Origin of the sequence: Pseudomonas sp. A-RE-22, from assembly GCF_019956035.1 — a bacterium.
GTDB classification, from domain to species: Bacteria; Pseudomonadota; Gammaproteobacteria; order Pseudomonadales; family Pseudomonadaceae; genus Aquipseudomonas; species Aquipseudomonas brassicacearum.
The window spans coordinates 1-20,291 of record NZ_JAHBCZ010000067.1; the positions used below are offsets into that span (position 1 = coordinate 1).

At 61.7% G+C, this 20,291-nt stretch carries 19 protein-coding genes; 16 read left to right on the forward strand and 3 right to left on the reverse strand.

Annotated elements, in window-relative coordinates; translation table 11 throughout:
* The first annotated feature begins 320 nt into the window (after positions 1 to 320).
* From KGA89_RS26675 to KGA89_RS26740, 14 genes are all read left to right on the forward strand, one after another.
* Positions 321 to 2,258 (forward strand): bifunctional 5-dehydro-2-deoxygluconokinase/5-dehydro-2-deoxyphosphogluconate aldolase, encoded by a 1,938-nt coding sequence (locus KGA89_RS26675; RefSeq protein ID WP_223472958.1) that lies wholly within the window; start codon positions 321 to 323, stop codon positions 2,256 to 2,258.
* 154 nt (positions 2,259 to 2,412) lie between these two features.
* Positions 2,413 to 3,306, forward strand: coding sequence for a myo-inosose-2 dehydratase (gene iolE, locus KGA89_RS26680; protein WP_100264272.1), 894 nt, complete (start codon positions 2,413 to 2,415; stop codon positions 3,304 to 3,306).
* Positions 3,303 to 4,112: a 5-deoxy-glucuronate isomerase gene (gene iolB / locus KGA89_RS26685; RefSeq protein WP_013693594.1), complete on the forward strand. Its 810-nt coding sequence runs from the start codon at positions 3,303 to 3,305 to the stop codon at positions 4,110 to 4,112. Before iolE ends, iolB begins: the two co-directional genes overlap by 4 nt.
* A gap of 30 nt (positions 4,113 to 4,142) precedes the next feature.
* On the forward strand, positions 4,143 to 5,645 hold the full coding sequence (locus KGA89_RS26690) for a CoA-acylating methylmalonate-semialdehyde dehydrogenase (RefSeq protein WP_223472959.1): 1,503 nt from the start codon (positions 4,143 to 4,145) through the stop codon (positions 5,643 to 5,645).
* Positions 5,646 to 5,680: 35 nt separating this feature from the next.
* Positions 5,681 to 6,502 (forward strand): TIM barrel protein, encoded by an 822-nt coding sequence (locus KGA89_RS26695; RefSeq protein WP_223472960.1) that lies wholly within the window; start codon positions 5,681 to 5,683, stop codon positions 6,500 to 6,502.
* A gap of 151 nt (positions 6,503 to 6,653) precedes the next feature.
* Positions 6,654 to 8,585 carry a 3D-(3,5/4)-trihydroxycyclohexane-1,2-dione acylhydrolase (decyclizing) gene (gene iolD / locus KGA89_RS26700; RefSeq protein ID WP_223472961.1) on the forward strand — a complete coding sequence of 644 codons (1,932 nt, stop codon included), beginning with the start codon at positions 6,654 to 6,656 and terminating at the stop codon, positions 8,583 to 8,585.
* 29 nt (positions 8,586 to 8,614) lie between these two features.
* On the forward strand, positions 8,615 to 9,625 hold the full coding sequence (locus KGA89_RS26705) for a Gfo/Idh/MocA family protein (RefSeq protein WP_003202870.1): 1,011 nt from the start codon (positions 8,615 to 8,617) through the stop codon (positions 9,623 to 9,625).
* A 266-nt stretch (positions 9,626 to 9,891) separates the two neighbouring features.
* Positions 9,892 to 10,944, forward strand: coding sequence for a Gfo/Idh/MocA family oxidoreductase (locus KGA89_RS26710; protein WP_223472962.1), 1,053 nt, complete (start codon positions 9,892 to 9,894; stop codon positions 10,942 to 10,944).
* A 142-nt stretch (positions 10,945 to 11,086) separates the two neighbouring features.
* Positions 11,087 to 11,239 carry a hypothetical protein gene (locus KGA89_RS26715; RefSeq protein ID WP_003202866.1) on the forward strand — a complete coding sequence of 51 codons (153 nt, stop codon included), beginning with the start codon at positions 11,087 to 11,089 and terminating at the stop codon, positions 11,237 to 11,239.
* Positions 11,240 to 11,290: 51 nt separating this feature from the next.
* The gene (locus KGA89_RS26720) at positions 11,291 to 12,217 is read left to right on the forward strand and encodes a sugar ABC transporter substrate-binding protein (protein ID WP_214512667.1); all 927 of its coding nucleotides are present in this window, start codon (positions 11,291 to 11,293) and stop codon (positions 12,215 to 12,217) included.
* Positions 12,218 to 12,294: 77 nt separating this feature from the next.
* Positions 12,295 to 13,848, forward strand: coding sequence for a sugar ABC transporter ATP-binding protein (locus tag KGA89_RS26725; RefSeq protein WP_223472963.1), 1,554 nt, complete (start codon positions 12,295 to 12,297; stop codon positions 13,846 to 13,848).
* Between the two features lie 34 nt (positions 13,849 to 13,882).
* Positions 13,883 to 14,905 carry an ABC transporter permease gene (locus KGA89_RS26730; protein ID WP_003202861.1) on the forward strand — a complete coding sequence of 341 codons (1,023 nt, stop codon included), beginning with the start codon at positions 13,883 to 13,885 and terminating at the stop codon, positions 14,903 to 14,905.
* 327 nt (positions 14,906 to 15,232) lie between these two features.
* The gene (locus KGA89_RS26735) at positions 15,233 to 15,637 is read left to right on the forward strand and encodes a TraR/DksA family transcriptional regulator (RefSeq protein ID WP_003202859.1); all 405 of its coding nucleotides are present in this window, start codon (positions 15,233 to 15,235) and stop codon (positions 15,635 to 15,637) included.
* A gap of 560 nt (positions 15,638 to 16,197) precedes the next feature.
* Entirely contained in the window at positions 16,198 to 17,421 is a 1,224-nt protein-coding gene (locus KGA89_RS26740; RefSeq protein ID WP_411740648.1) for a methyl-accepting chemotaxis protein, read from the forward strand.
* A gap of 134 nt (positions 17,422 to 17,555) precedes the next feature.
* On the opposite strand, the gene KGA89_RS26745 is transcribed toward KGA89_RS26740, so the two are convergent.
* The 3 genes from KGA89_RS26745 to KGA89_RS30910 form a co-directional block, all read right to left on the reverse strand.
* Positions 17,556 to 17,792, reverse strand: coding sequence for a DUF2789 family protein (locus tag KGA89_RS26745; RefSeq protein WP_003202855.1), 237 nt, complete (start codon positions 17,790 to 17,792; stop codon positions 17,556 to 17,558).
* A gap of 87 nt (positions 17,793 to 17,879) precedes the next feature.
* Entirely contained in the window at positions 17,880 to 18,110 is a 231-nt protein-coding gene (locus KGA89_RS26750; RefSeq protein ID WP_003202853.1) for a hypothetical protein, read from the reverse strand.
* Positions 18,111 to 18,241: 131 nt separating this feature from the next.
* Complete coding sequence (locus tag KGA89_RS30910; protein ID WP_411740652.1) at positions 18,242 to 18,478, reverse strand: hypothetical protein; 237 nt, start codon at positions 18,476 to 18,478, stop codon at positions 18,242 to 18,244.
* Positions 18,479 to 18,905: 427 nt separating this feature from the next.
* Here KGA89_RS30910 and KGA89_RS26755 point away from each other — a divergent pair, with 427 nt between their 5' ends.
* Together KGA89_RS26755 and KGA89_RS26760 are read left to right on the forward strand one after the other, a co-directional pair.
* Positions 18,906 to 19,355, forward strand: coding sequence for a hypothetical protein (locus KGA89_RS26755; RefSeq protein ID WP_003202850.1), 450 nt, complete (start codon positions 18,906 to 18,908; stop codon positions 19,353 to 19,355).
* 187 nt (positions 19,356 to 19,542) lie between these two features.
* Positions 19,543 to 20,291, forward strand: a 749-nt coding sequence (locus KGA89_RS26760; RefSeq protein ID WP_223472965.1) for a glycine betaine ABC transporter substrate-binding protein, incomplete at its 3' end; no start/stop codon positions are given.

Genomic DNA, 20,291 nt, shown 5'->3' on the forward strand with positions numbered 1-20,291 from the left:
GGTCATAGAAAATCCTTCTGGCTTGTTCTTATAGGGCGGCCCGAAAAAAAGGCCGGCCCTCGACAATAGGTTGGCTGGTCGCAGTCTACAGCGTAGGCGCAGGGAAAATCATGGGCTGACAAATGTTGCAGCATCTGCTGAAACGATGCACTGCGCCTGGCTCGCTTTGGTCATAGCGTATTGGAAAAAATATTCCACGTAAAAAATTTATAGAATAATTATTGATTATTGCGCGCCGCTCGTTTTAGTCTGCATTCACCAACAGCGCTGGCGTCGGTTTTGGCGACAAGCGCAGGCTGATAAAAATAACAGGAGCCAGCATGGGCCAGACTCGTTTTGCCAGTGGGCGTCAATTGGATGTGATCTGCCTGGGACGCCTGGGCGTCGACCTTTACGCGCAGCAAGTCGGCGCGCGCCTGGAAGATGTCGCAAGCTTCGCCAAGTACCTGGGCGGTTCGTCGGCCAACATCGCTTTCGGCACGGCACGCCTGGGGCTCCGGTCGGCGATGCTGAGCCGGGTAGGGGACGACCACATGGGCCGCTTCCTGGTGGAGTCCCTGGCACGTGAAGGCTGCGATGTCAGTGGCATCAAGGTCGATCCCGAACGCCTGACGGCCATGGTCCTGCTGGGTATCAAGGACCGGGAAACCTTTCCCCTGGTGTTCTACCGGGAAAATTGTGCCGACATGGCGTTGCGCGCCGAAGACATCGACGAAGCCTTCATTGCCTCCAGCAAGGCGCTGCTGATCACCGGCACGCATTTCTCTACCGATGGCGTCTACAAGGCCAGTACCCAGGCGCTGGATTACGCTGAGAAGCACAACGTCAAATGCGTATTGGACATCGATTATCGGCCGGTGCTCTGGGGCCTGGCGGGCAAGGCCGATGGGGAAACCCGTTTTGTGGCCGACCAGAAGGTCAGCCAGCATGTGCAAGGCATCCTGCCGCGTTTCGACCTCATCGTTGGCACTGAAGAAGAATTCCTGATCGCCGGCGGCAGCGAAGACCTGCTGACCGCACTGCGCACCGTGCGCTCGCTGACGGCGGCGACCCTGGTGGTCAAGCTTGGCCCACAAGGTTGCACGGTCATTCATGGCGCCATTCCGGCCCGCCTTGAAGACGGCGCCCTTTACCCTGGTGTCCGGGTCGAGGTCTTGAATGTACTGGGGGCCGGTGATGCATTCATGTCGGGGTTCCTCGCCGGTTGGCTGGAGGACGCCAGCGATGAGCGCTGCTGTCAGTTGGCCAATGCCTGCGGTGGCCTGGTGGTGTCGCGCCATGCCTGTGCCCCGGCGATGCCGACCCGGGCCGAGCTCGACTATTTATTCAAGAGCCCGGTGCCGATTACCCGCCCGGACCAGGATGCCGTGCTGCAACGACTGCATCAGGTCAGCGTGCCCCGCAAGACCTGGAGACAACTGTTCATCTTTGCGTTCGACCATCGCTGGCAACTGGTGGAGCTGGCGCAGAAGGGCGGCCGCGACCTGAGTTGCATTGGTGAGCTCAAGCAACTGTTCATCCAGGCGGTGGAGCGGGTCGAAGCCGACCTGCAACGCCAAGGCGTCGAGGCCGACGTCGGTCTGCTGGCCGACCAACGTTTCGGCCAGGACTCGCTGAACGCTGCCACCGGACGTGGCTGGTGGGTGGCGCGACCGGTGGAGGTACAGAATTCGCGACCGCTGGCGTTCGAACACGGGCGCTCCATTGGCAGCAACCTGATCGCCTGGCCCCAGGAACAGATCATCAAGTGCCTGGTGCAATTTCACCCTGATGACGAGCCACTGTTGCGCCTGGAGCAGGAAGCGCAACTGATGGGGCTGTACAAGGCTTCCCAGGTCAGCGGCCATGAATTGCTGCTGGAAGTCATTCCGCCCAAGGATCATCCATCGCCGCACCCGGACGTGCTCTATCGTGCCCTCAAGCGCCTCTACAACCTGGGTATTTTCCCGGCGTGGTGGAAGATCGAGACCCAGAGCGCGGAGGAATGGAAACAGCTCGATGAGCTGATCCAGCAACGCGACCCATATTGCCGCGGCGTGGTCCTGCTGGGCCTCAACGCCCCGGCCGCCGCCCTGGCCGAAGGCTTCCGCCAAGCCAGCCAGAGCACCACCTGCCGTGGGTTCGCCGTGGGCCGCACGATCTTCCAGGAACCGAGTCGGGCCTGGCTTGCCGGGGAAATCGATGATGAAACGCTGATCCGACAGGTGCAGGGCAGGTTTGTGGAATTGATCGAGGCGTGGCGCAGTGCCCGTGCTTGATGGGGGGGGTAATGTGGGAGCGAGCTTGCTCGCGATGGCGTCCGGTCAGCCAGCATCAATATTGACTGGTACACCGTTATCGCGAGCAAGCTCGCTCCCACAAGTGTTCAGCGTCGTTCTTACTGATTTGTGAAAAACAATAAAAGGTGCAGCCATGCCCGCTATTCGAATTGGCATCAACCCGATTTCCTGGAGCAACGACGACTTGCCATCGTTGGGCGGCGAAACGCCGTTGAGCACGGCGCTGAGTGAAGGCAAGGAAATCGGCTACGAAGGTTTTGAACTCAACGGCAAATTCCCCAAGGACGCCAAGGGTGTCGGCGATGTTCTGCGCCCTTATGACCTGGCGTTGGTCTCTGGCTGGTATTCCAGTCGCCTGGCCCGGCGTTCGGCGGCCGAGGAAATCGACGCCATTGCCAGCCACGTCGAACTGCTGGCACAGAACGGCGCGACGGTGCTGGTGTACGGGGAAGTCGCCGACTCCATCCAGGGCCAGCGGATTGCGCTGATCGAGCGGCCGCGTTTCCATACGGATGAAGCCTGGCAAGCCTACGCCGACAAACTCACGGAACTGGCGCGCTTCACCTTGTCCCGAGGCGTGCGCCTGGCCTATCACCACCACATGGGCGCCTATGTCGAGTCGCCCTCGGACATCGACAAGTTGATGGCCCTGACCGGCAGCGAAGTGGGCCTGCTGTTCGACTCGGGCCACTGCTACATGGGCGGTGGCGAACCGTTGCAGGTGCTGCGCAAACACATCGAGCGGGTCTGCCATGTGCACTTCAAGGACGTGCGCAAACCGGTGGTGCAACTGGCGCGCAATAACCTCTGGAGCTTCCCCGATTGCATCATCAACGGCACCTTCACCGTGCCGGGGGACGGTGACATCGACTTCGCCGTGTTGCTCGACGTGTTGCTGGCCGCCGATTACCAAGGCTGGCTGGTGGTGGAAGCCGAGCAGGACCCTGCCGTAGCACCGAGTTATGCCTACGCCAAGAAGGGCTACGACACGCTGCGTGCCTTGCTGCAAGAAAGGAGTCCGTCATGAGCCTGTTGATCAAGAGCCATTCCAGCGGTCGAACCATGGTCCAGTTGCCGGCGGGGGAGCTGGAATACGTCGGGTTCGCCGCCTACCGCCTGAGCCTGGGTGAAACCCTGCCGGTGGCCGCCGGCGACAAGGAATTGTGCCTGGTGCTGCTCAGCGGGCGCATCAGCCTCAAGGGCGAAGCGCCGGGGCAGGGGGCCTTCGATTGGGACAACCTCGGTGATCGCCAGTCGGTGTTCGAGGACAAGTCACCCTATGCCGCTTACCTGCCGCCTGGCAGCCAGGCCCAGGTCACCGCGTTGAGCGATGTACAGATTGCCGTGTGCGCCGCGCCGGGGGCTGCGCAGAACAGTCATGGCCCACGGTTGATCCGCCCGGACAGCATGAAGCGCAGTGTGCGCGGCAAGGGCGCCAACACCCGTTATGTCTGCGACATCCTGCCCGACAGCGAGCCGGCCCATTCGCTGTTGGTGGTGGAAGTGCGTACGCCGTCGGGGCACTCCTCGAGCTACCCGCCGCACAAGCACGACACCGACGACCTGCCGCACCAGAGCTTCCTGGAGGAAACCTATTACCACCAGGTCAACCCGTCCCAAGGCTTCGTGTTCCAGCGGGTCTACACCGACGACCGCAGCATTGACCAGGCCATGGCCGTGGAGAACAGCGACCTGGTGGTGGTGCCCAAGGGTTACCACCCGGTCAGCGTGCCCTACGGGTACGAGTCGTATTACCTGAACGTCATGGCCGGCCCGAAGCGGGTCTGGCAGTTCCATAACGATCCGCAGCACAGCTGGCTGCTGGACCTCTGATTTCCAACATTCGCACGGAGAACAAGAACAATGAGTGACGCCCCGGTAGTAGGCCATTACCTCAACGGCCACGTGCAGGACCGCGACAGCACGCGGTTCGGCGATGTCTTCAACCCGGCCACCGGCGCGGTGCAGGCCCGGGTGGCCCTGGCCGAACCGGGCACCGTCGACGCGGCGGTGGCCTCGGCGCTGGCGGCGTTCCCGGCCTGGTCCGAGCAGTCGTCATTGCGACGTTCGCGGGTGATGTTCAAGTTCAAGGAACTGCTGGACCGGCACCACGACGAGCTGGCGCAAATCGTCAGCCGTGAACACGGCAAGGTGCTGTCCGACGCCCACGGCGAAGTCACCCGCGGCATCGAGATCGTCGAGTACGCCTGCGGTGCGCCAAACCTGCTCAAGACCGATTTCAGCGACAACATCGGCGGCGGCATCGACAACTGGAACCTGCGCCAACCCCTGGGCGTTTGTGCCGGGGTCACGCCGTTCAACTTCCCGGTGATGGTGCCGTTGTGGATGATTCCGCTGGCGCTGGTCGCCGGCAACTGCTTCATCCTCAAGCCTTCGGAGCGCGACCCGTCCGCCAGTTTGCTGATGGCCCGCCTACTGACCGAAGCCGGCCTGCCGGACGGTGTGTTCAACGTGGTCCAGGGCGACAAGATGGCGGTGGATGCGCTGTTGCAGCACCCGGACATCGAAGCGATTTCCTTTGTCGGCTCCACGCCGATTGCCGAGTACATCCACCAGCAGGGTACGGCGCACGGCAAACGTGTGCAGGCCCTGGGCGGGGCCAAGAACCATATGATCGTCATGCCTGACGCCGACCTCGACCAGGCGGCGGATGCCTTGATCGGCGCCGCCTACGGCTCGGCGGGTGAGCGCTGCATGGCGATTTCCATCGCCGTGGCGGTGGGTGATGTGGGCGATGAATTGATTGCCAAGCTGTTGCCGCGCATAGACCAGCTGAAGATCGGCAACGGCCAGCAACCCGGCACCGACATGGGGCCGCTGGTCACCGCCGAGCACAAGGCAAAAGTGGAAGGTTTCATCGACGCTGGGGTGGCCGAGGGCGCTCGCTTGATCGTCGATGGGCGTGGTTTCAAGGTGCCTGGCGCCGAGCAGGGCTTCTTTGTCGGGGCGACGCTGTTCGACCAGGTCACCGCCGAGATGAGCATCTACCAGCAGGAAATCTTCGGCCCGGTGCTGGGGATCGTCCGTGTACCGGACTTCGCCACGGCGGTGGCGCTGATCAATGCCCATGAATTCGGCAACGGCGTGTCGTGCTTCACCCGTGACGGCGGCATTGCCCGGGCGTTCGCCCGCAGCATCAAGGTCGGCATGGTCGGCATCAACGTGCCGATTCCGGTGCCCATGGCCTGGCACTCCTTTGGTGGTTGGAAGCGTTCGCTGTTCGGCGATCACCATGCCTACGGTGAAGAAGGCCTGCGTTTCTACAGCCGCTACAAAAGCGTGATGCAACGCTGGCCCGACAGCATTGCCAAGGGTCCTGAGTTCAGCATGCCGACTGCTCAATAACGCTTTTTTGAATGACTGCCGGAGGGAGAACAACAATGAACAAGCCCCTGCGTTTTGCCTTGAACCGAATGGTTGCGCCACGCCTGTCACTGCCCGCTTTCATCGACTTGGCCCTGGCATTGAAAACCGATGCCATCGAGATCCGCAACGATCTGAAGGGCGTCGAGATCGAAGACGGCATGCCGCCGGCCCGGGTGCGCGAGTTGTGCGAGGAGCGTGGCATCAAGGTGCTGTCGATCAACGCCCTTTACCCCTTTGACGTGTGGAACGAAGAACGCCGCGCCCAGGCCGTGCGGCTGGCCGACTACGCCCGCGAATGCGGCGCCGAGGGGCTGGTGATGTGCCCGCTCAACGACCGCGCCGACCCGCGCAGCGAGGCCGAGCGTGCGGCGGGGCTGCGTACGGCCCTCAGTGAACTGGCGCCGATCCTGCGCGCCTTTGGCATCTACGGTTTCATCGAGCCCCTGGGTTTCGAAGAGTGCTCGCTGCGCCGCAAACGCGCGGCGGTGGAAGCGATCAAGAGCATTGGCGGGCTGGATGTGTTCCGCCTGGTGCATGACACCTTTCACCATCATTTGGCCGGTGAACAGGAGTTCTTCCCCGAGCTGACCGGGCTGGTGCACATCTCCGGCGTCGAGGATGCCCAGGCGCCGCTGGCGACGATCCGTGACGGCCACCGAGTGCTGGTGGGCGCGGCCGACATCCTCGGCAATGCCGTGCAGATCGAGGCGCTGCGGGCCGGTGGCTACGAGGGCTACCTGTCCTTCGAGCCGTTCGCCGAGAGCGTCCATGACCTGGCCGACATTCGCCAGGCGTTGGGGGCGAGCATGAACCACCTGCAAAGCTCCCAGGCCTGACCCGATTCCCTGAACGCTGGAGAACCCCCTGTGGGAGCGAGCTTGCTCGCGATGACGGCGGCACACTCAACATCTGAGCTGCCTGACACACCGCTATCGCGAGCAAGCTCGCTCCCACACTTGACCGAGTTGCGTTTGAAAAGGTGCAAGCATGACCACAACACGACTGACCATGGCCCAGGCCCTGGTGAAATTCCTCGATAACCAGTACATCGAGGTCGATGGCGTTCAGAGCAAGTTTGTCGCCGGGGTCTTTACCATTTTTGGCCACGGCAACGTGCTGGGCCTGGGCCAGGCGCTGGAGCAGGACAGCGGCGACCTGGTAGTCCATCAGGGCCGTAACGAGCAAGGCATGGCCCATGCCGCCATCGGTTTTGCCAAGCAGCATCTGCGGCGCAAGATCTACGCCTGCAGCTCGTCGGTGGGCCCCGGTGCGGCGAACATGCTGACCGCAGCGGCCACCGCGACAGCCAATCGCATTCCGTTGCTGCTGTTGCCCGGCGATGTCTACGCCAGTCGCCAGCCAGACCCGGTGCTGCAGCAGATCGAGCAGTTCCATGACCTGAGCATCAGCACCAACGATGCCTTCAAGGCCGTGAGCAAATACTGGGATCGCATCAACCGCCCCGAGCAACTGATGACTGCTGCGATCCATGCGATGCGCGTGCTGACCGACCCGGCCGAAACCGGTGCGGTGACCCTGGCCTTGCCCCAGGACGTGCAGGCCGAAGCCTACGATTACCCGGATTACTTCCTGCAAAAACGTGTCCATCGCATTGACCGTCGCCCGGCCACTGAAGCGATGCTCGGTGATGCCCTGGCGCTGCTCAAGGGCAAGCGCCAGCCGTTGATCATCTGTGGCGGCGGCGTGCGCTACGCCGGTGCCAACGCCGCGTTGCAGGCCTTTGCCGAGCGCTTCGACATTCCGTTCGCCGAGACTCAGGCCGGCAAGAGCGCGGTGGTGTCCAGTCACCCGCTGAACGTCGGCGGTGTCGGCGAAACCGGTTGCCTGGCGGCAAACCTGCTGGCCAAGAAAGCCGACCTGATCATCGGTATCGGCACCCGCTACAGCGATTTCACCACGGCATCGAAATGGCTGTTCCAGCACCCGGATGTGCAGTTCCTCAACCTCAACATCAGCCCGTGCGATGCGTTGAAGCTCGACGGCGTGCAATTGCTGGCGGACGCCCGTTCGGGACTGGAGGCATTGTCCGCTGCGATGGGCGACTATCGCGCCGAATGGGGCGGGCAGATCGCCGATGCCAAGGTCCAGCTGGACGCGGAAGTGGACCGGATCTATCAGACGGATTTCCAGGCCGAGGATTTTGTCCCGGAAATCAACGATCACATGGACCCGGCGGTGTTTCGCGAATTCATCGAACTCACCGGTTCCTGCCTGACCCAGAGCCGCGTGCTCGGCACCCTCAACCAGACCCTGGCGGATGACGCGATCATTGTCGCCGCCGCTGGCAGCCTGCCCGGCGACTTGCAGCGCAGCTGGCGCAGCAAGGGCGTGAACACCTATCACGTCGAGTACGGTTATTCGTGCATGGGCTACGAGGTGAATGCGGCGCTGGGGGTGAAGCTCGCCGAGCCCGACAAAGAGGTCTACGCCCTGGTGGGCGACGGCTCCTACATGATGCTGCACTCGGAGCTGGCGACCTCGATCCAGGAGCGACGCAAGATCAATGTGGTGCTGCTGGACAACATGACCTTCGGTTGCATCAACAACCTGCAAATGGAACACGGCATGGACAGCTTCGGCACCGAGTTCCGCTTTCGCAACCCCGAGACGGGCAAGCTCGATGGCGGTTTCGTGCCGGTGGACTTCGCCATGAGTGCCGCGGCCTATGGCTGCAAGACCTACAAGGTCAAGACCCTCGATGAGCTGCACACGGCCCTGGCCGATGCGCGGCGCCAGAGCGTCTCGACGCTGATCGATATCAAGGTTTTGCCCAAGACCATGATCCACAAATACCTGTCGTGGTGGCGGGTCGGCGTGGCGCAGGTGTCCACCAGCGCCCGCACCGATGCGGTCGCCAAGACCCTCAACGAACGACTGGCCAAGGCCCGTCAATACTGATTGCCCCAACACTACGAAAGGAGTTTTTCATGTCTTTGAAGCTGGGCGTCATCGGCACCGGGGCCATCGGCCAGGACCATATCCGTCGTTGCAGCCAGACCTTGCTCAACAGCCAGGTGGTGGCGGTGACCGACATCAACCTGCAACAAGCGGCCAAGATCGTTGCCGATCTCAAGCTGACCGCCGAGGTCTACCCCGACGGTCATGCATTGATCAAGGCGCCGGACGTGGAGGCGATCCTCGTCACCTCCTGGGGCCCCAGCCACGAAGAGTTCGTGCTGGCGGCGATTGCGGCGGGCAAACCGGTGTTCTGTGAAAAGCCCCTGGCCGTCACGGCCGAAGGCTGCCGCAAGATCGTCGAGGCTGAAATCGCCCACGGCAAGCGCCTGGTGCAGGTCGGTTTCATGCGCCCTTACGATGAAGGTTATCGCGCGCTGAAGGCGGTGATCGACAGCGGCCAGATCGGCGAACCGCTGATGCTGCATTGCGCCCACCGCAACCCGAGCGTGGGCGAAAACTACAAGACCGACATGGCGATCACCGACACCTTGATCCATGAGCTGGATGTGTTGCGCTGGCTGCTGGCCGATGACTACGTGTCGGTGCAGGTGGTGTTTCCGCGCAAGACCAGCAAGGCCCTGGCCCATTTGCGCGACCCGCAGATCGTCCTGCTGGAAACCGCCCGGGGCACGCGCATCGACGTCGAAGTGTTCGTCAACTGCCAGTACGGCTACGACATCCAGTGCGAAGTGGTGGGGGAGACCGGCATCGCCAAGCTCCCTGAACCGTCCCAGGTGCAATTGCGCAGTGGCGCGAAACTGTCGAATGCGATCCTGATGGACTGGAAGGACCGTTTCATCGCGGCCTACGACGTCGAATTGCAGGCCTTCATCGACGGCGTGCGCGCCGGGCAGGTGGGCGGGCCGTCGGCCTGGGATGGTTTTGCCGCAGCGGTGGCGGCGGATGCCTGTGTCCAAGCGCAGCAGAGTGGGCAGATCGTCAAGGTCGAACTGCCCGAGCGCCCGCGTTTCTACGGCTAACACCGTCCAAAAATGTGGGAGCGAGCTTGCTCGCGATAGCGGTGGGTCAGTCGACATTACTGCTGGAGGATCCGCCGCCTTCGCGAGCAAGCTCGCTCCCACAGTCGACCGCGTTTCCCCTGAAGGTACTCGGTCAAATTGTGGGAGCCGAGCTTGCTCGCGATGGCGGTGGATCAGCTTGCATTGATGCTGAATGTGCCGCCGTCTTCGCGAGCAGGCTCAGCTCCCACAGGGACTGCATTCAAACCGTGATCTAAGGAGTTTTCATGCGAATCGGACTAGTGGGCTACGGCAAGGGCGGGCGGTTTTTTCATGCGCCGCTGATCAGCAGCCTGCCCGGGGCTACGTTCGTCGGCGTGGTGACCCGGTCTGCCGAGCGGCGCCAGCAACTGGCGAGTGATTATCCGCACGTCCAAGCCTTTGACTCCCTCGAAGAATTGGTCGCAGCGGGCGTTGATGCGGTGGTGGTGTCCACGCCGCTGGACGGTCGCCCGGAGGTGGTGATGCAAGCCATCGAACTCGGCGTGGCGGTGGTCAGCGACAAGCCTTTTGCCTGGGATGCAGCACAGGCCGAGGCGATGGTGATGGCCGCCGAACAACACAACGTGCCGTTGAGCGTGTACCAGAACCGCCGCTGGGATTCGGATTTCCTGACCTTGCGCAAACTGCTGGCGTCAGGCGCCCTGGGGCAGGTCATTCGTTTTGAATCCAGCGTCGAGCGCTATTCGCCGGCCTCGGTCGGCAAAGGCAGCGGTGGCGGGTTCCTGCGCGATTTGGGCAGCCACCTGGTGGACCAGGCGCTGCAACTGTTCGGGCCGGTGGAGCGGGTCTACGCCGAGCTGGACTACCGCCAGCCCGGCCAGGTGTTCGACAACGGCTTCTTCATGTCCTTGACCCATGCCAGCGGCGTGATTTCCCACTTGAGCGGCAATTGCGTGCAAAACGCAGCGCGCCCGCGCTTTCGGGTCAACGGCACCCAGGGCTGCTATACCGTTGAAGGCCTGGACGGCCAGGAAGCCCAGGCGCTGGCGGGCCTGAGCCCGGCGACCGAGGGTGAACACTGGGGCGCTGAAGAGCATCGGCGCTGGGGCTGGTTCGAACACGGCACCGAGCGCGAGCGGGTGACCTCGGAGCGTGGCTGCTGGCTGGCGTTCTACCAACACCTGCAAACCGCGTTGCAGGGCGCTGGCCCGCTGCCGGTGGAGGCCCGTGATGCATTGGCGACCACGCGCATTCTTGATGCCGCCAGGCAGAGTGCCGAGCAGGGCGAAGTGGTGCGTTTATCGACGCCTGTCGGCCATGGAATAAAAAACGAATAAAATTCTAAAATGAGTTGATATGGAAAATATTTTCCAATAAAGTCAATTCCAGGTTACCGACAATCCTGTCTGTCTCCCGCCAAGCCAGCCTTGAACGGATGCCAGACGAAACAAAAACAAGAAACACAGCTAGGTACCGTCGATGAAAACCTTCAGCCGCTCTGCGTTTCACCTGCCACATCTGCTGCGCCTGTCCGCAGTTCTCCCCCTGTTCGAATCCCTGTGTATCCAGCGTAACGGCGCCATGGTGTGTTGCATGCCCGGCGCGCCCATCGTGCGTTTGCCCCGTTCCTGATCCGTCACGCCTTATCCATAAAACCAACAAAAAAGTGGAGAAAGACCGTTCATGAAGACCAAGACCCGTATCGCCTCGCTGGCTCTGTCGTTGATGCTCACCAGCGGCGCTGCCCTGGCGGACCTGAAGATCGGCGTCAGCATGTCCCAGTTCGATGACACCTGGTTGACTTACCTGCGCGAATCCATGGACAAGAAAGCCAAGTCCCTGCCGGACGGCGTCACCCTGCAGTTCGAAGACGCGCGCAGTGACGTGGTCAAGCAACTGAGCCAGGTGGAAAGCTTCATCAGCCAGAAAGTCGACGCGCTCATCGTCAACCCGGTGGACACCGCCGCGACCCAGCGCATCACCAAGGCCGCCGTGGCCGCCGGTATCCCACTGGTTTATGTCAACCGCCGTCCGGATGATCCGAAGTTGCCAGAAGGCGTGGTCACCGTGGCCTCCGATGACCTGGAAGCCGGCCGCATGCAGATGCAATACCTGGCCGACAAGATGGGCGGCAAGGGCGACATCGTGATCCTGCTGGGCGACCTGGCCAACAACTCCACCGCCAACCGCACCAAGGGCGTCAAGGAGGTGCTGGCCAAATACCCCAACATCAAGATCGAGCAGGAACAGACCGGTACCTGGTCCCGGGACAAGGGCATGACCCTGGTCAACGACTGGCTGACCCAGGGCCGCGAGTTCCAGGCCGTGGTGTCCAACAACGACGAGATGGCCATCGGCGCCGCCATGGCCCTCAAGCAAGCGGGCACCAAGAAGGGCAGCGTATTGATTGCCGGGGTCGATGGCACGCCGGACGGCTTGAACGCGATCAAGAAGGGCGAGATGGCCGTCTCGGTGTTCCAGGACGCCAAGGGTCAGGCCGACGGCTCGATCGATACGGCGGTGAAAATGGTCAAGAAACAACCGGTCGAGCAGTCCGTCTGGGTGCCGTACCGCCTGATCACGCCGGAAAACGTCGATCAGTTCAAGTGACGTTTGAAGTACCGGTCCCACCACAACAATAAACAGGCAAGGTTGCAACGCCGACCTTGCCGAGGGAGTACCTGATCATGTTCGCTTCAGCGACTGCTTCGAGCGCCCCGGCGATGACTTTCCGGCCGGACGCAATACCTGATGAACCGTATCTGCTGGAAGTCGTCAATGTCAGCAAAGGCTTTCCCGGCGTGGTGGCCCTGTCCGATGTACAACTGCGGGTACGCCCCGGTTCCGTACTGGCCCTGATGGGCGAGAATGGCGCGGGCAAATCCACCTTGATGAAAATCATCGCCGGTATCTACCAGCCGGACGCCGGCGAACTGCGCCTGCGCGGCAAGCCGGTGACGTTCGACACGCCGCTGGCGGCCTTGCAGGCCGGCATCGCGATGATCCATCAGGAACTGAACCTGATGCCCCACATGAGCATCGCCGAAAACATCTGGATCGGTCGCGAGCAGCTCAACGGCCTGCACATGGTCGACCATGGCGAGATGCATCGTTGCACCGCCCGCCTGTTGGAGCGCCTGCGCATCAAGCTCGACCCCGAGGAGCAGGTCGGCAACCTGAGCATCGCCGAGCGGCAGATGGTGGAGATTGCCAAGGCCGTGTCCTACGACTCCGACATCCTGATCATGGACGAGCCGACCTCGGCCATTACCGAGACCGAAGTCGCCCACCTGTTCTCGATCATTGCCGACCTCAAGTCCCAGGGTAAGGGCATCATCTACATTACCCACAAAATGAACGAGGTGTTTGCCATCGCCGATGAAGTGGCGGTGTTTCGCGACGGTGCCTACATCGGCCTGCAACGGGCCGACAGCATGGACGGCGACAGCCTGATTTCGATGATGGTCGGGCGCGAACTGAGCCAGTTGTTCCCGGTACGGGAGAAACCCATCGGCGATTTGGTGCTGTCGGTGCGCGACCTGAGCCTGGACGGCATCTTCAAAGGCGTGTCCTTCGACCTGCATGCCGGGGAGATCCTGGGCATCGCCGGGTTGATGGGCTCGGGCCGGACCAACGTGGCCGAGGCGATTTTCGGCGTGACCCCGAGTACCGGCGGCGAAATCCTGCTGGACGGCCAACCGGTGCGCATCAGCGACCCGCACATGGCCATCGAGAAAGGCTTCGCGCTGTTGACCGAGGACCGCAAGCTCAGTGGCCTGTTCCCGTGCCTGTCGGTGCTGGAAAACATGGAGATGGCCGTGCTGCCCCATTACGTGGGCAACGGCTTCATCCAGCAGAAAGCCCTGCGCGCCTTGTGTGAGGACATGTGCAAGAAGCTGCGGGTCAAGACCCCGTCGCTGGAACAGTGCATCGACACCTTGTCTGGCGGCAACCAGCAGAAAGCGTTGTTGGCCCGCTGGCTGATGACCAACCCGCGCATCCTGATCCTCGACGAGCCGACCCGTGGCATCGATGTCGGTGCCAAGGCCGAGATCTACCGGCTGATTTCCTACCTCGCCAGCGAAGGCATGGCGGTGATCATGATTTCCTCGGAGCTGCCGGAAGTACTGGGCATGAGCGACCGGGTCATGGTGATGCACGAAGGCGACCTGATGGGCACCCTCGACCGCAGCGAAGCGACCCAGGAACGAGTCATGCAATTGGCTTCAGGCCTGTCCTGATGCCCGTCAGTCCAGATAAAAAAGGTGAATGGTTATGAACGCGATACTGGAAAACAAACCCGCGGCCGCACCGGCCAGGGCACGCCGGCGACTGCCGACGGAACTGAGTATCTTCCTGGTGCTGATCGGCATCGGCCTGGTGTTCGAAATGTTCGGCTGGATCATGCGCGACCAGAGTTTCCTGATGAACTCCCAGCGCCTGGTGCTGATGATCCTGCAAGTGTCGATCATCGGCCTGCTGGCCATCGGCGTGACCCAGGTGATCATCACCACCGGTATCGACCTGTCGTCCGGCTCGGTGCTGGCGCTGTCGGCGATGATTGCCGCCAGTCTGGCCCAGACTTCTGACTTCGCCCGGGCGGTGTTTCCCTCCTTGACGGACTTGCCGGTGTGGATACCGGTGGTGGCGGGGCTCGGCGTAGGGCTGCTGGCCGGGGCAATCAACGGCAGCATCATCGCCGTTACCGGTATTCCGCCGTTCATTGCCACCCTCGGCATGATGGTCTCGGCCCGTGGCCTGGCGCGCTACTACACCGAAGGCCAACCGGTGAGCATGCTGTCCGATTCCTATACCGCTATCGGGCATGGGGCGATGCCGGTGATCATCTTCCTGGTGGTGGCGGTGATCTTTCACATCGCGCTGCGCTACACCAAGTATGGCAAGTACACCTACGCCATCGGCGGCAACATGCAGGCGGCGCGCACATCAGGCATCAACGTCAAGCGCCACCTGGTGATCGTCTACAGCATTGCCGGGTTGCTGGCGGGGTTGGCCGGCGTGGTGGCCTCGGCGCGGGCGGCGACGGGGCAGGCGGGCATGGGCATGTCCTATGAACTGGACGCGATTGCCGCGGCCGTGATCGGCGGCACCAGCCTGGCGGGCGGGGTGGGGCGCATCACCGGCACCGTGATCGGGGCGCTGATCCTTGGGGTGATGGCCAGCGGTTTCACCTTTGTCGGTGTCGATGCCTACATCCAGGACATCATCAAAGGGCTGATCATCGTGGTGGCGGTGGTCATCGACCAGTACCGCAACAAGCGCAAACTCAAACGCTGAGCCCCGGGAAGTTGTGACAAAGCGCCACGCCTGACCCGCGTGGCGTTGCCATTTGTCTTCTTAATACAGCTATTGCACCGAATTTCTTGTTATAAACGCACTCCGATGACTGCCAAAAGCCTGTCAGAGAACATTTGAAGGGGTTGTCGGACATTTTCCCTATGTTTTCAGTTGCTGAGGCCTCGACTCGGCCTTAGACTGCCGCCCCTCGTAAATTGAGTGCCGGGTGGCGCTTGGAATCGGCGGCGCCTTCCTGATGAGCGTGGCAGCTGCGCTGCGGGACGCTCCATAATTCGCCTTAATGCACGTTTTTTTATAGAGATATCAATGACAAAGGAAAAGTTGCTGGCCATGCCGGCGGATGACTACATGAATGCCGAGCAGCTGGCTTTCTTCACCAAGCTGTTGCAGAACATGAAAGTCGAAACCCACGAGCGCATCGAACAGAACCGAATCGCCATTGAGAGCCTGGATACCCCGGCTGACCCGGCGGACGCTGCTTCCGTAGAAGAAGAGCGTACCTGGCTGGTCAACGCCATCGATCGCGACCAGCGGATGCTGCCACAGTTGGAGCAGGCCCTGGACCGTATCAACGACGACAGCTTCGGCTGGTGCGACGACAGCGGCGAGCCGATCGGCCTCAAGCGCCTGCTGATCAGCCCGACCACCAAGTACTGCATCGAAGCCCAGGAACGTCACGAACAGATCGACAAGCACCAGCGTCAGGCCTGATTCGGGTTTTCCAAAAAAAGATCGCGACCTTTTGACGAAGGCCGCGATCTTTTGCTTTCGCCCGTGCTCGTTCGTCTACTCCCGTTGATCTGCTGCAAGAACGCGACTAATGGACCATGGATAATGGCTCTGTAGTGGCGTTTAATGCGGTTATAACAACGAGAATGTGGGTGACGAACATGGCGACAGACGGAACGCTGACGGGTGCGGTGCCGGCCTCGGTACCTGAGACAAAAAGCACGGCGCGCTGGCTGACGCCGACCTTGCAGAGTCTCGCCCTGGCATTGCTGGTGTGCGGCATGGCCCTGGGCGGCTGGTCGCTGTACCTGGGCCTGCCGCTGGTCATGCTCATCGTCTGGTTGCCGCGCCTGCGTTCGCGCGTGGCCGCGGCGCCCGTACTCGCGACCGACACACTGGCCGAGCTGACCCGCAACCTGTCCTACACCACCAGCCATAACGCGCTGTCAGCGGCCGGTGTCGCCTATTCGGTCAAGCAACTGGCCGGCAAGGTCCAGTCCCAACTCGACGCGGCGGCGCAGATCGTCAGCAATGCCGAATCGATGATCGCCACCGAGCAAGCCACTTCGCAACTCAGCCAGCAAGCCCTGAGCGCCGCCAGCGAGGCCCATCGCAGCAGCCTGGCCGGGCGCAGCGAGCTGGTGGAGTCCATCAGCCGCATGCACCAGCTCAGCCAGCGCGCAAACGACAGCCGCGAGTTGATCGAGGCCTTGAGTGTGCGCAGCGATGAAATCCAGCGGGTCAGCCTGGTGATCCAGTCGATCGCCAGCCAGACCAACCTGCTGGCGCTGAACGCGGCCATCGAGGCGGCACGGGCCGGAGAGCATGGCCGTGGGTTCGCGGTGGTGGCCGATGAGGTTCGTGGCCTGGCCGGGCGCACGGCTGCGGCGACCGGCGAGGTCGGGGTGATGGTGGCCGACATCCAGCAGCGCACCGCCCAGGTGGTGGAGCAGATTCGTCAACTGGCCGCTGACCTGGACATTGGCGTGCAGCAGGTCGAGCATACCGGCCAGCATCTGGAAAACATCGCCCGGCTCGCCGCCGGCGTCGAAACCCAGGTCAGCGCCATCGCCGAAGGCACCGACACCAATCGCGAACAACTCGACAGCCTGTTCCACGCCATCGAGCAGATGCGCGGCGATCTGTCCATCAGCGACCAGCAGACCCAGCGCCTGGCCGAGGCGGCCGTGCAAATGGAAGGTCAGGCCGAAACCATCAGCGAACGCCTGGCCGAGGTGGGCCTCGACGATTATCACCAACGGGTCTACGACCTGGCGCGGGAAGGGGCGAGCCAGATCGCTGCGCAGTTCGAAGCCGATATCGACCAGGGCCGTGTCAGCCTGGAGGACCTGTTCGACCGTAACTACCAGCCGATACCCAATACCCAGCCAGCCAAATTCCAGACCCGTTTCGACCGTTACACCGACCAGGTACTGCCAGCGATCCAGGAGCCCTTGCTTGCCCGGCATGAGGGCCTGGTGTTTGCGATTGCCTGCACCCAGCAGGGCTACGTGCCGACCCATAACAAGGTCTTCAGCCAGCCGCTGACCGGCGATCCCCAGGTGGACACGCTGAATAACCGCACCAAGCGCAAGTTCTCCGACCGCACCGGGATCCGCTGCGGCAGCCACCAGCAACCTGTACTGCTCCAGACCTACACCCGCGATACGGGGGAGTTGATGCACGATCTCTCGGTTCCGATCATGCTCAAGGGACGTCATTGGGGTGGTTTGCGCCTGGGCTACAAACCCGAGAAGCCGCGCTAGGCTGTGGGAGCAAAGCTTGCTCGCGATGCAGGCGCCTCGGTTCCCTGGAAAACCGCGTCGTCTGCATCGCGAGCAAGCTTTGCTCCCACAGGTAAATCCCCCTCGCCACAAAAAAGCGGTGGTGGCTCTTGAGGCTACTTGCCGTCGTGCAGACGCACGTTCAACTGATCCACCAGCACCGCCTCTTCGCCGTCGGCGAGCAGCCATTCCCGGAGCAGGTCTTTTTGCTGGTCCGACCAGAAATCGGCCTCCACCAGCTTGATCTCCGGGGCCAGCGGGTGGGCGATGATGAAATCGTCGATGGCCTTGTCGTCGGAGGGCAGGCCCAGTTGGTCGAACAGGGTCTTGAGTTCGTGGGAAGGTTGTTCCATGGGAGTCTCCTTTTGGCGGGGCACCGTCGTGGCGCCTCGGTGCTTCCCTTTATCTGAGGCAAGCGGTCATCAGGAGTTCGATCGGGCTCAGGCTTTCAGGGCCCCTTCATCCACGGCGGCCTTCAACGCCTTGGCGGCTTCCCTGGCAGCCTCGGCAGCGATCTCCGCAGTCTTGAACCAGCGATCCTTCTCGACCTGGTGGCAACTGACGGTAGTCAAGGGTGGCTTGGCGCGCATAACGATGACGGCCTGGAACTCGCCTTCGACTTCTCTGGCTTCGCCCCGGATAAAAAATTCGCCGATATCAAATTCCGTCACGTCGCGCCTTCTCCTCGAAGTCATGCTATGGGTGCGCGATCCGTCGATGGGCGACGGCTTCGCTGGGCGGGCAGTATGGCAGCAGTTGCCCGTCGACGGCTGAGTTAAGTCATGGACGGGCATAGATGAGCTCAGGCGCTGTGTTCGAGACGCCTGGCCAGGCAGCAGGCTTCGTTATGATCGGTTCGGAATCCTCTTACACGTCCGGTCGATGTTTCCTCAATGTGAAAAAAACACTTACCGGCCAGAACCACCCGATAACGCGGCTGTATCAACGAAATAGGCAGGCAATCGACCCCGTCGAAGCTGTCAGCTGTATCGACGATGCAAGGTGGGAAGGGGTGGGGCAGGGTTGTGAAAGTGGCCATGTGAATTCCTTTTCTATGGTTTACCGACGAATTGCCGAGTACTTCGAGTAGTCTCCACGCCTTCGGCTGCTCTAGAATCGGCAGTGTCGTGTGGACGGCTGCGCCTATCTAAAGCAATTTTTTTTGGGCTTGATGTCAGAAAAATGCTTTTTTAAGTGAGAAATTTCCCTAAAGTTAGTAGTCCCATCTTTTCCGATGCTCAGAGTGGCTTTTTCCTTCAGCCTCTGGCGACCCCCCGGGAAAGACGGCGAGAGCGGCAACCTTTAGTCTGCTCTCGGCCCGGGACAGGGCGCGCCGTTCACTTCGAATTTCAATTACAGGTCCATTACGACACTACAGTCGGCACGGGTTCTCGTGGTCCGTCCTTTGTGCAGGGCGGGCCTTTTTCAAAAATGGGGATGTTTCCTTGGCAGTAAGTAATCTCGACATGCATGCGTTATTCGTACTTGGTGACCTGCGGGCAAAACTGGTCAAACTCTTCCAGTCACGTTTCGTCTACATCACCGAGCAGACCGCCGAAGGTATTTATGTCGCCGAAATCGACACCGAGTCGGCCCTGGTGGTCGATGACAAGCCCAGGCTCGAACTCAAGGTCGGTGATCATTTTCGCGCAGCGGTGTTGCCCAGCCGCGAAGGTGGCAAGTTTGAAATCCGCTTTCGCGAAATCAAGCTGACAGTCTATGGCCTTGGCGATTACGCCTTCGTCACGACCCCCGGTGGTCAGGCAATCCTGTTCAAGGAAGGCCACAGCGTGGTGACCGTGTTTGCGGCCAACGAACAACTGCAAGAAGGCTTGACCAAGACCCTGAAGGCGGTCACCGCCAAGGCCGCCAAGTGGCGCAAGGGCGAACTGGTGACCTTCAAGGCCAGCGAGTGATCGCTTCCGGACCGCTGAAAAGCGCGTAGGCATCGGGCTTGCGGGGGGCTGTGCGCCCAAACCGCTGACAGTTTCGCAAGATCTCGCTGGAACCTCGGCTACAGTCAATTGACTGAACTATTCAGGGCTTGCGTTCGGTTACGCAGGGCCGTTCAGCTATTGCTGTATCTGGCATGAGGTGCAAAGCATGAAACGAGTTCGACAGTGGCTGGCTGCCTGGGCCACCTTCGCGGTGTTGGTTTCACCCCTTCCGGCGTCGGCCGCCACAGCGCCGATCCACTTTGCCGACTTGAACTGGGAAAGTGGCAGCCTGATCACCGATATCCTGCGGATCATCGTCGAAAAAGGCTACGGGTTGCAGACCGACACATTGCCGGGCACCACCATTACCCTGGAAACCGCCCTGGCCAATAACGACATCCAGGTGATCGGCGAGGAGTGGGCCGGCCGCAGCCCGGTGTGGGTCAAGGCCGAGGCCGAAGGCAAGGTGGTCGCCTTGGGCGATACGGTCAAAGGCGCGACGGAAGGCTGGTGGGTGCCCGAGTACGTCATCAAGGGCGACCCGGCCAAGGGCATCAAGCCCCTGGCGCCGGACCTGCGCAGCGTCGAAGACCTGGCGCGCTACAAGCATGTGTTCAAGGACCCGGAGAGCCCCGACAAGGGTCGCTTCCTCAATAGCCCCATTGGCTGGACTTCCGAGGTGGTCAACAAACAGAAGCTCAAGGCGTATGGCCTGTCTGACAGCTACGTGAATTTTCGCAGCGGTTCGGGGGCGGCGCTGGATGCGGAAATCAGCTCGACGATCCGCCGGGGCAAGCCGATCCTGTTTTATTACTGGTCGCCCACGCCACTGCTCGGGCGCTTCAAGCTGGTGCAGTTGCAAGAGCCGCCGTTCGATGCCGAGGCCTGGAAAACCCTGACCGACGCCGATAACCC